We start from the raw sequence: 10,056 nt of genomic DNA, 5'->3' as shown, positions 1-10,056 counted from the left end.
AATTTCAACCGATTTGCCGATGCGCGGCGTGACGACCCAGTCGCCCGCCTTCGCGTCCATCCAGGTGAGTTGCACGCCGGGCACGCCCGCGCGCAGCAATCCGTCGCGCTCATCGGCGGCGATCTGAAAACGCGTGCCGCGCACGTAGCCGTCGAGAATCGCGTCGACCGCGCCTTGCAGCACAAGCCGTGTTTGCGCAGGCACATCGCCCGCCGCAAAAAAATCGTGCACTGCCACGACGAACCACAGCGACGCATCGACCGAGTTGTATTCGGGCGAGCCGCCCGCGTCGGGGAAGCGGTTTGGCAGCATGCCTTCGGAAACCGTGCCGGCCCATTCGAGCAGGATCGCGCCGGCTTCCTCGCGGCCCAACGCGGCTTTGTCCAGCAGCAGGCCGCGCATGGCGATAAAGGTGTCGCGCCCCCAATCCGTGAACCATGGGTAGCCCGCGACGATGGTGCGGCCGTCGCCGCGCGCCACCCGATAAACATCGGCCGAGCGGTGCAGGCGCGTGCCGCGCGCCACCCTGCGCAAAGCCTCCAGACCGGCCAGGCGCAGCGCGCGGTTCGACGCGCTTTCGACAGAATCAGCGGCGCCCGGGCCGCTGTGCGCGCGCAGTAACAAGACGGCGTCGCCTTCGCTCAAATCGAACGAGAACACACCGGGCGTCGCCAGATCCTCGATGCAGTCGAGCCCCCGCTCCGCTTCGTGCACATAGTAAAAATGGCGGTACCAGTCAGGCGCGTGCGCATAAGTGCCGTTCGATTGCGCGACTATCGCAGGCAGGTCGCCGTAGGGTTGCCAGCGCACGCGCTCGCCGTCGATTTGCGCAGCGAATGCGAAAGCCGGGTTCTCGCGATGAAGCGCGTGATAATCGCGGCCCGAGATCAACGGGCGCACTTTGAGCGTGAATGCCGTACTTTCTGGCGCTTCAAGACGCCAGCGCAACACGGTTTCACGGCTCGCTCTGGCGACGAACACCTCGGCGACGAGCACCGCGCCATCGTTCAACGCGTACCGCCAGGTCGGCCACGGCGAGGTGTCGAAACTCGCGAGCCGGTTCGATGTATCGGAAGAGAGCAGATCGGGCCCATAGCGCTGCATGCTGAGCGCTATCTTCCCGCCATCGTGTTCGAGCCACGCTTCAATGCCATTCACGAGCACCACGCGGCCCGTGGGTGGTTGAGTCGCCGTCAGCAGCAGTGCGTGATAGCGCCGCGTGCGTGCGGTGCCCACCGTCCCCGACGCGAATCCGCCCGCGCCATCGGCTTCCAGCCATTCGGCGTCCAGACACTGTGCATCGAAGGGAGGGACAAGACGCGTCATCGGGTGGCCTCGCTGCGGAGGTTGGCAGATGACGCCGAGTGTAATGCAAGCGTGGAAACGCCCGCGCAGCGGGCGCTTCCAGCGCTTCAGATGCGAATTACCGGCAGGTTATCAGCGCGTTATTGGCCGATACCAAGCAATTCGATTTCGAACGTGAGCACGCTGTTCGGCGGGATCGGGCCAACTGCGCGGTCGCCGTAGGCCGTATCGGCCGGGCAGGTCAGCTTCGCCTTGCCGCCGACCTTCATCTTCTGCACGCCTTGCGTCCAGCACGGGATCACGCGGTTGAGCGGGAAGCTCGCCGGGCCGCCGTGCTTGGCCGAAGCGTCGAACTCCGTGCCGTTCGCGAGCGTGCCGCGATAGTTCACGCGCACGACGTCTTCTGCGGCCGGCGACGGGCCGGTGCCTTGCTTGAGCGTTTCCACGACGACGCCCGAGGGCAGCTTTTCGACGGGATTGGCGGCAAAGGCGCTCGATGCGACGGTCGCAGCGGCGATCAAGGCAATCAGGGATTTCATGCGAGTTCCTCGTTGAATAGAACGGCGATTATATCGGCAGGCTCGTCCGGCCCCGCAACTGCGTGGCTGCGGGCCGGATTCGGCGCAATTCGGCACGATTCGACGAATTGCGCAGGATTGGCGACAATGCTCCCCGCCCAAGTCTGTCAAACGCCTGAAATCTGGAAATCCCGATGAAACGACTTTTACACCGCCTCTTGATCGCGGGAATTTCTGCCTGCGCGGTTGCGACGCTCACGACGCCCGCCCATGCGCAAGTCAACGCGCCAGGGCCGTTCAACACGCCCGCCGGCACGCTGCAGTTCGTGCGTGACGACCACGATTTCGTGGCCATGCTCGACCGCGACATCATCGATCGCTTCGACGCGAAGACGCTCACGCACTTCGACGAAACCGGCGGCCAGGGCGACAATATCTCGCGCGTGCTGGTGCAGAGCGCTTACGGCCCGGTGCTGTACGACCTGCGCCGCCAGCCGCCCGTGGTGCAGCACATGCGCAGCTTCATGACCGTCAAGCGCGTGTTCTGGCAACCCGACGAAGTCGTGATGCAAGGCCCCGAAGGCTGGTTCCGCTTCAAGAACGGCACGCTCACCAAGCTGACTTCGTCGAAGATGACGTATCACTAAAGCTTCACGTCGAGGCGGGCGGCGCACCGCTCGCCTCGCTTGTCTGGAGCAACGCTTCGGCCACCTCTTCCGAAAACCACACCGGCCGCCCTTCGATCAGCACACGCCCGGAATCTTCGGGATGCGCGGGATCGCGTTCGATCGCGGGCAGGCCATGGGCGACCAACGCACGCGCGCACGCCGGCCAGTCGGGCTGTGCGAAGCCAGTTGGCTCGTTGACGCTCGCCCATGACAGCGTGCCGAGCGCGTCGCTGCCGTAGCCGTGCGGCTCGCGCCAGTTCGCGCCGTGTTCGAGCAGGAAGGCCGTCAACGCCGCGTCGCCACGAAACACAGCGTGGTTGAGTGCCGATGCGTCCCAATCGCCGCCGCGCGCCTCGACCGGCCAGCCCAGTTCGACCATCAGCCTGACTGCATCGTCCGATCCCCACGCGGCGGCGTCGGGCAACAGACGCAATGGATCGCCAGCAAGCGAGCGCGGCAGTTGCGGATGCTGCGCCTGGAGCCGGCGCGCTTCGTGCGCGTCGGCGCGGGCGCATGCGGCGATGAAGCGGTCCTCGTCGCTCAAGCGCTCCTGCGCGCCGGCTGCGCGTAGGCGTTCGGCTACATCGGGCAAACCGTTGCGCATGGCGAGCCTGTACGCACTCACGCCCGTTTCGGTCTGCGCGTGTGGGTCGGCGCCACCATTGAGCAAGGCGTCGATATGCTGTACCGGGCAGCGTACCGCGATGGCGCGCAGCAGCGGCGCGCCCCATGTTTTGGTCGGCCCTTCGCCGGCGGGTTCGTTCGGATCGCCGCCGTGGGCGAGCAGCAATTCAAGCGCCGCCGATTCCGGCATATCGAGCGCCCGGCGCAATGCATTCGTGCCGCTCACGCGCGCGCCGCGATCGAGCAGCAGGCGCGTGCAGGCCGGGTTCTCGAGCGAGTGATAAAGCGATTCGCCATCGTTGGGATTCGCGCCCGCATCCAGCAGCATCGCCGTAAGCGCCGGATCGCGATTGACGCCCGCCGCACCATACAGCGCGCTGAGCGGCCCGTTCTGGTCGGGCGCGGCGAGCGAGGCGGGCGGGTAGCGATTGCCGATGTGCTGATTGGGATCGGCACCCGCTTCGAGCAGCAATCTCGCGCAATCGCGCAAACAGTTGGCGTATTCCGGTATCTGCCCGAGCCGCGAATGCGTAACGGCGACGAGCGGTGCCAGCGCAAGCGGGCCGCCTGCGCGATTGACCCACGCGGAATCCGTTTTGATGGCGCGCTGCAAGGCTTCAGCGTGCCCTGCCGCGCACGCCACCCAGAGATCGGCGAGAACCAGTTCTGGATGGTCTCGCAGCAGTCGCGCTGCAACACGCGGGCGCGCGGCGTCGTAGCTGCCGGTCACGTCGCCGCCGTAAGCGAGATCGAGCCAGCGGCGAGCGAGCGTGGCCTGCGGCTGTTGCGCCAGCACGCCCGCTTGCACGAAAGCATTGAGTTCCGCCCATGAAATGAAGCCATATTCGCGCGCAATACAGGACTGCGCATCGTGCAGGCGCAGTCGCAGCGCGATCACTTCGGCAGGCGTGCAATGGGCGGCGGCGGGAAGCGCCTGGATAAAGCGCACAAGCGCCTGCGAGTCGCCCGCGCGGTACAGGCGCAAGAGATCTTTGGCCTGCTTTTTCAGATGATCGGGATGGGGCCTGGAAGGCAATGTTTGCATGACATCCTCGTGCAGTCTTGCCGAAGGTCCGCAGTACCGGCAGCACAAAGGATGGGGCAATCCTGGCCTGATGGCGACAGGTGGGTTCAACCCTTTCCGCGGACCCGGAAGCGGCCTGCTCCGCTCTCAGGCAGATCGTATGGGAGGGCCGCCGACACAGTCAAGGCCGCCGGGAGCCGGGGAAGGATCATAAACCGTATATACTGTTTTTTCGTCTGATATTCGAGAATCCAGCATGACCACCGTAATCGCCCGCAAGCCCACGAAGAAAGCGTTCTACTTCCCGACGTCGGGGGATGTGAAAAGAGCGCAACGTAAGGCCGCAGCGAAAGCCGAAGCCGCCGAAACCATCGTCACGCCCCCGGTACAGGCAGAAGAGCTTGAATCGGCGAAAACCGCGAAAGCCGTTAAGGCCGTGAAGGCGACGAAGAAAGCCGCCAAGTCGACCAAGGCGACGCGCGCGCAGGAAGCCGCCCGCTCGAAAGCCAAAAACGCGAAGAAAGAGAAGGTCGTCCGCGACAGCTTCACGATGCCGAAGGCTGACCACGAGCGCATCGCTACGCTCAAGCGCAAGTGCCTCGATGCGGGCATCACCGTCAAGAAGAGCGAACTGTTGCGCGCCGGCATCCAGTTGCTGGACTCGGCCTCGAGCAAACGCCTGCTGGCCGCCATTTCGGCGCTCGAAACCGTCAAGACCGGGCGTCCGGCCAAGGGCGAATAAGGTTGCGGGTCATTGCCGCCGGTGGCCGCAATGACCCCGTTCTTGCGTTACATGGTGCTGAACGAACTGCACCAGCCTCCCGCAGCCACCCGCTTGCCGCTAAACAGCAGGCAATCGCCCCACTTGTCGTCCGAACCCGCCTGAAACAGCGAGCAACTACGGCAATCCTGGCCGGGCTTCCAGGCGGGGAACTGCTTCGGGTCCACGGTCGTGGCGTCGGCCTTGTAGCCGACACGGCGTGCCTGCTCGTCGGATTCGGCCAGTACGGGCTCATCGGCCAGGACTTCGCCGGCCAGCGTGAGCGACGTGGCCGAACACAGGCTCAAAACCAGAAACTTTCGACGCGAGGTATTCATCGTTGGGAGACACGTTTTTGTATGGGTGGGGTTTGAGCGCGCTGCGCTTGCGGGAGCGACTGCACCGCGCCACAGCGCCATAGTGTCTCAGGCTGCTTGATTTTGTGCAGCGCGACGCGCGCTAGCCCGTCGCGCCTGCGCCGTGCAGATCGTTGTCGTCGCCTCGCGCGGCCTCCTGGGTGTAAAGCGCCAGCACGCGGCCGACATCGCGCACAAACTCTTCCATGGCCTCGATGCAATCGGGATCGTCCGGGTCGTAGTCTTCCGGATTCCTTTTGCCCTGGGCCCGGCGGATCGCACGGATGCTGGCTTCCAGGGCGCGTGCCTCGGCCCAGATCGGGTCGTTTTCGGGGAGTTTGGGTTGTTCGTGCGCCATGCCCGGATTTTCGGCAGGCGGCGAATAAACTTTAGGAGGGCGGACTCAGGTTTTCGCCTGTAGACACCGCCTTTTTTCAGCGACGCCTGCCCCTCATTTCCCCAGCCCAATCAGCCCCATCAGGAATAGCACCGGCCGGAACGATATCGGCTGTGCATCGGCATTCAGGCCCAGCCGCACGCGATAAACCGCCAGCGCGGGCACCTCGCGCCAACTCGAATACAGGTCCATGAAGCGGAACGCGCGCGGGTACGCGCCATAGACCTGCGGCGCGCCCGCCTGCTCGAAGGCAAAACGCGCACGCGGCAGATGGTAGTACTGCGAGACCAGCAGCACGCTAGACAGTCCTTGCGCGCGCATCCAGGCCACGGCGTTGCGCGCCGTCGCCAGCGTGTTGTCGCCGGCGCGATCGACCACGATGCGATCGTCGGGCACGCCGTGCGCGAGCAGATACGTGCGCATCGCCGCCGCCTCGTCCAGACCCGGACCGTCGATACTGCCGCTCACGAACAGGCGCGGACATGCGCCCGCCCGAAAGCATTGCAACGCTACGTCCAGGCGCGCGGCAAGAATGGGCTTGGGCGTGCCATCGTCTTCGAGCGCATTGCCGAACACCACGGCGAGATCGGCGCGCTCATAGGGCGTGCGCAGCCCTTTCACGCAGACATAGACCGCGGCGGCTACCCACGCCGCGACAGCGGCCACGGCGATCGCGACGACAGTACGGGCAGCGGTGCTGCGAAAAAGACGTTGGACGAACATGCGGGGGAACGGGCGAACCAGGGCTCGTGAATATAGCATCGCCCTTCTGTGCCGGTGTCCGCGTTGTCGCTCACGCCTGCGCCACCGCCAGGCGTATCGCTTTCTCGCGCCCCGCGAGGTGGTCAATGCGCGCGACATGCTCGCCTAGCTTGTGCGCATACCAGTTCGTGAAGTTGGTCAGCATGAACTCCGAAGGCGCATAGGGCCCCGGCGTATAAGCCTTCGAATTCACGCCGCGCTGGTTGTGCGCCACGAGCGTTGCGTCCTGCGCGTTGGTGGCGCGCCAGACCTCGATCAGCGTATCGATGTCGTAATCGACGCCTTCCACCGCATCTTCATGCACCAGCCAGGTGGTCTTGAGCGCGGTTTGCGTCGCCGATATCGGCAGCACGCGAAAGTGAATGAGATGGTCGGAGAGAAAGTGATTCCAGTTGTTCGGAACCCTGAACATTCGCACCGATCCCAGATCGCGTTCGGTGAAGTCGCCCAGCAGCTTGTTGCACGCGGGCCGACCATCGGAGGTGAACGACACAGCACCGCGATGGAACGGCAAACGGATGCAGCGGAATTCGGTGCCGCCATCGGCAGGCTGATGCGGCAAGCCCAGGCTATCCCACAACGCGGTCTTTTCCTCCATCAGCAGCTGGAAATCGCGGTTTGCGCGCGGATCGTCGGGCAAGGCGAATTCGATCAGCGTGGCCAGCAGTTCCGGATGACTGCCAATGCAGTGATAGCACTCGCGATTGTTTTCGATCACAAGCTTCCAGTTGGCGTCCTCGACGATCGTCATCGAAAACGCCACCTTGGTGCGCTCCGGGTGATGCGGTGCGATGTATGGCGTGACCGCCGCCTTGAAGCGCGCGATATCGGGCGGCGTATCGGCGATGCAGATATAAACCATGCCGCAAATCACTTCGACGTGGACGGGGCGCAGACCATGCTCGCCGCGATCGAAATCCGCAGGCATCTGGCGCGCGCTTTTGAGCGTGCCGTCGAGTTCATACACCCACTGGTGATACGGGCACACGAGTCGCTTCGCGTGCCCCGACGCTTCGGTGCAGATCAGCGAGCCGCGATGACGGCAGGTGTTGAAAAACGCGCCGATTTCGCCATGCTTGCCGCGCAGCACGACCACAGACGTATCGCCGATATCGAGCGTGATGTAGTCGCCCTCGCGCGCAATCTCCGCCACATTGCAGGCGAACAGCCATTCGTTGGAGAACACCGCTTCGATATCGAGGTCGTGAAACGCGGGGTCGGTATAGAAGGGGCGTTCGAGACTGTAGCCTTCGCGGCGTGAGGCCAGCAGGCTGCGCAGATTGGCGGAATCGATCACTGGGGTTTCCTCTTTCGGTTTCCTTATTACTCGGATTCAAACAGCGGCTGCGGCGTGCGTGTTTCGCCTGGCGCGAATGCGTCAAGCGCCGCTGGATCGCCAATTCCAGCCAACGCAAAAGCCTCGGCAAGAAATTCGGCACACGCCTTGACCTTGGCCGATTGCGCGAGCCGCTCGGGAAACACGGCCCAGACGTTGGCGGGCTGTGTGACGTCGGGCAACACGCGCACGAGCCGCCCTTCGTCCAGCAGCGGCTGCACGTCCCAGATCGAGCGCAGCACGACGCCGCGCCCGGCCAGCGCCCATTGCACGGCCGCCTCGCCGTGATTGGTCGAGAGCGGCCCGCTCACCTTCACGCAGACCGGTTTACCGCCCGCATCGAGACGCCACACGCCGAACGGGTGATCGCGCTCCTTGATCGCGAGACACGCATGCGCATCGAGATCCGCAATCGTGCGCGGCGCGCCATGCAGCGCGAGATACGCGGGCGAAGCGCAGAGCACGCGGTAATTTGTGGCCAGGCGCTTTGCGATCAAGTGGCCCGCGATCTCGTCGCCGATGCGTACGTCAAGGTCGAAGCCCTCGCCCGCCACATCCACCACGCGATCGAACAGATCGAGCCGCACATTCAACTGTGGATAGCGGTCCGACATCGCCGCCAGCGCTGGCGCGACGAACTTGCGCCCAAAGCCGAAGCTGCTCGATACGCGCAGCGTGCCGCGCGGAATGCGCTGCGTGCTGGAGACGTCTTCGACCAGTTGATCCACATCGTCGAGAATCTTTTCGGCCCACGCCAGCACGCGCTCGCCCGCCGCCGTGATCGCCACGCGGCGCGTCGAGCGATGCAGCAGGCGCGTGCCGAGGCTCGCTTCAAGAATGCCCACGCGCTTGCTCACGTAAGCGGCGGACGCGCCCAGCGCCTCGGCCGCGCCGCTGAAACTCGACTTGCGCGCGACCGTGCAAAACACGCGCAGGTCGTCCAGTTCGGGAGTGCCAGGCAAATTCAGCATCGAGTCGGCATCAGAAAGAATGGCGCATGCCGATACGCACATCGGCCTGGGTAGTGGTGGTCGACGGCGTGAAGCTATAGCCGATCACCGCATCGACGCCTTGCGACGCCTTGAGCCAGTCGCCGGAGAGATACACGTCGGTGCGCTTCGAAAGCAGATAGTGCACGCCCGCCGACAACTGATTCCAGTGATGCGCATCGAAATGCGTGTACTGGTAGCCGCCCACCAGACTCAGGGCGGGCGTGACCTGCCAGTTTGCGCCGCCTTCGCCCACCTGCATGTGCTGGCTCTGGCCCAACGCCTTGATCTGCGTGTAGGTGAAGTCGCCCATCAGCGTGACATTGCCGATCGCATAGCTCGCGCCCACGGCAAACGCGCCCTGCTTGTCCACCGGGAACGGCGTATTCGCGTAGAGATCGTTGACGGCGCCCGTGCCCGGGTCAACGCTCACGGTCGGCTGCCCGAAGAACGAATGCACGCCGATCATCGCGTAGGGGTCGAACGCGTAAATGCCCGAGGGGTTGTTCAACTGCGTATAAGCCGTGCCCATGGAAAACGCGCCACGCTGATACTGCGCGCCCACGCTCCACGCGCTGCCGTTGTGGAAGCTGCCCGGCGTATTGCTGAACGAATACATGCCGCCGAACTGAAACCCGCCGAAGGTGTTCGACATGAACTTCACCGCATTCGGCAGATGATCGCCGTTCATGCGGTCGAAGTCGCCCTGGTTGATGGCATAGCCACTCGCCCACGCGGACACGTTATACAGATAGACCATCTCCTGGGTCATGTCGATCTGGTTGCCGAGGGTCAGCGTTCCCCAGTCGTTCTGCAATCCTACGTAAGCGGCGCGGCCAAACAGCGAACCGCCGTTCGAGATCTGTCCGTTGCCCACATGAAAGCCGCTCTCCAGCTTGAACACGGCCTTCAGGCCGCCGCCCAGGTCCTCGGTGCCTTTGATGCCCCAGCGGTTTGCATACGAAATGCCGTCGTCGAACTTCACCTGATGCGCGCCGCCCGCGTTGCTCACATAAGTGACGCCCGCATCGAGCACGCCGTAAAACGTCACGCTGCTTTGCGCGTGCGCCGCGAGGGGCAACGCAGCCAGCATCAGTACCGCCGCGTACAGCGCGCTCGGGCGCATTGTCTTCATCGAATTCATGTGCTCTGTCTTGTCGTTGTTATCGTGAGGGATCAGTTCAGGCCGCGATCGGCTTCGCGCACGAGCTGGCGTTCCTGTTCGATGTCGAGCGAGCGGCAAGTCCACAGATAGACCAGCGCGGCCACGGGCAGACCCACGAGCATCGCCACATCGGTGCCGCCCAGCATGCGGGC

11 protein-coding genes are annotated in these 10,056 nt (G+C 64.3%); 2 read left to right on the top strand and 9 right to left on the bottom strand.

The genetic code is table 11. The features are described 5' to 3' along the window. The coding region (locus VG320_RS23670) for a glycogen debranching enzyme N-terminal domain-containing protein (RefSeq protein ID WP_327202496.1) at nucleotides 1-1,326 on the bottom strand (1,326 nt) is incomplete at its 3' end. 119 nt (nucleotides 1,327-1,445) lie between these two features. Continuing rightward, complete coding sequence (locus VG320_RS23665; RefSeq protein WP_327202495.1) at nucleotides 1,446-1,844, bottom strand: FKBP-type peptidyl-prolyl cis-trans isomerase; 399 nt, start codon at nucleotides 1,842-1,844, stop codon at nucleotides 1,446-1,448. A gap of 173 nt (nucleotides 1,845-2,017) precedes the next feature. On the opposite strand from VG320_RS23665, the gene VG320_RS23660 reads away from it, so the two are divergent. Next, the gene (locus VG320_RS23660; RefSeq protein WP_327202494.1) at nucleotides 2,018-2,470 is read left to right on the top strand and encodes a hypothetical protein; all 453 of its coding nucleotides are present in this window, start codon (nucleotides 2,018-2,020) and stop codon (nucleotides 2,468-2,470) included. A 4-nt stretch (nucleotides 2,471-2,474) separates the two neighbouring features. Here VG320_RS23660 and VG320_RS23655 read toward each other — a convergent pair whose 3' ends face one another. Then, nucleotides 2,475-4,160: a hypothetical protein gene (locus VG320_RS23655; RefSeq protein ID WP_327202493.1), complete on the bottom strand. Its 1,686-nt coding sequence runs from the start codon at nucleotides 4,158-4,160 to the stop codon at nucleotides 2,475-2,477. A 235-nt stretch (nucleotides 4,161-4,395) separates the two neighbouring features. On the opposite strand from VG320_RS23655, the gene VG320_RS23650 reads away from it, so the two are divergent. Continuing rightward, nucleotides 4,396-4,881: a hypothetical protein gene (locus tag VG320_RS23650; RefSeq protein WP_327202492.1), complete on the top strand. Its 486-nt coding sequence runs from the start codon at nucleotides 4,396-4,398 to the stop codon at nucleotides 4,879-4,881. A gap of 47 nt (nucleotides 4,882-4,928) precedes the next feature. Here the strand turns inward: VG320_RS23650 and VG320_RS23645 are convergent, their stop codons facing one another. The 6 genes from VG320_RS23645 to VG320_RS23620 form a co-directional block, all read right to left on the bottom strand. Continuing rightward, entirely contained in the window at nucleotides 4,929-5,237 is a 309-nt protein-coding gene (locus tag VG320_RS23645) for a high-potential iron-sulfur protein (RefSeq protein WP_327202491.1), read from the bottom strand. Between the two features lie 121 nt (nucleotides 5,238-5,358). Continuing rightward, nucleotides 5,359-5,613, bottom strand: coding sequence for a hypothetical protein (locus VG320_RS23640; protein WP_327202490.1), 255 nt, complete (start codon nucleotides 5,611-5,613; stop codon nucleotides 5,359-5,361). Nucleotides 5,614-5,706: 93 nt separating this feature from the next. Then, the gene (locus tag VG320_RS23635) at nucleotides 5,707-6,375 is read right to left on the bottom strand and encodes a YdcF family protein (protein WP_327202489.1); all 669 of its coding nucleotides are present in this window, start codon (nucleotides 6,373-6,375) and stop codon (nucleotides 5,707-5,709) included. A gap of 70 nt (nucleotides 6,376-6,445) precedes the next feature. Continuing rightward, entirely contained in the window at nucleotides 6,446-7,711 is a 1,266-nt protein-coding gene (locus tag VG320_RS23630) for an aromatic ring-hydroxylating dioxygenase subunit alpha (RefSeq protein WP_327202488.1), read from the bottom strand. A 26-nt stretch (nucleotides 7,712-7,737) separates the two neighbouring features. Then, the gene (locus tag VG320_RS23625; protein ID WP_327202487.1) at nucleotides 7,738-8,721 is read right to left on the bottom strand and encodes a LysR substrate-binding domain-containing protein; all 984 of its coding nucleotides are present in this window, start codon (nucleotides 8,719-8,721) and stop codon (nucleotides 7,738-7,740) included. A 10-nt stretch (nucleotides 8,722-8,731) separates the two neighbouring features. Continuing rightward, complete coding sequence (locus tag VG320_RS23620; protein ID WP_414696106.1) at nucleotides 8,732-9,865, bottom strand: porin; 1,134 nt, start codon at nucleotides 9,863-9,865, stop codon at nucleotides 8,732-8,734. Nucleotides 9,866-10,056: the final 191 nt, after the last annotated feature.

Source organism: Paraburkholderia sp. (assembly GCF_035948235.1).
In the GTDB taxonomy this organism is placed as follows: domain Bacteria; phylum Pseudomonadota; class Gammaproteobacteria; order Burkholderiales; family Burkholderiaceae; genus Paraburkholderia.
The sequence above is the reverse complement of the archived record's forward strand: the minus strand, read 5'-3'. Positions and strand labels throughout refer to the sequence as shown.

Excerpts from the sequence above, each read along its gene's own strand:
- VG320_RS23625 (WP_327202487.1), bottom strand. The coding sequence starts at position 8,721 with ATGCTGAATTTGCCTGGCACTCCCGAACTGGACGACCTGCGCGTGTTT.
- VG320_RS23645 (WP_327202491.1), bottom strand. The coding sequence starts at position 5,237 with ATGAATACCTCGCGTCGAAAGTTTCTGGTTTTGAGCCTGTGTTCGGCC.
- VG320_RS23655 (WP_327202493.1), bottom strand. The coding sequence starts at position 4,160 with ATGCAAACATTGCCTTCCAGGCCCCATCCCGATCATCTGAAAAAGCAG.
- VG320_RS23620 (WP_414696106.1), bottom strand. The coding sequence starts at position 9,865 with ATGCGCCCGAGCGCGCTGTACGCGGCGGTACTGATGCTGGCTGCGTTG.
- VG320_RS23640 (WP_327202490.1), bottom strand. The coding sequence starts at position 5,613 with ATGGCGCACGAACAACCCAAACTCCCCGAAAACGACCCGATCTGGGCC.
- VG320_RS23660 (WP_327202494.1), top strand. The coding sequence starts at position 2,018 with ATGAAACGACTTTTACACCGCCTCTTGATCGCGGGAATTTCTGCCTGC.
- VG320_RS23650 (WP_327202492.1), top strand. The coding sequence starts at position 4,396 with ATGACCACCGTAATCGCCCGCAAGCCCACGAAGAAAGCGTTCTACTTC.
- VG320_RS23665 (WP_327202495.1), bottom strand. The coding sequence starts at position 1,844 with ATGAAATCCCTGATTGCCTTGATCGCCGCTGCGACCGTCGCATCGAGC.
- VG320_RS23635 (WP_327202489.1), bottom strand. The coding sequence starts at position 6,375 with ATGTTCGTCCAACGTCTTTTTCGCAGCACCGCTGCCCGTACTGTCGTC.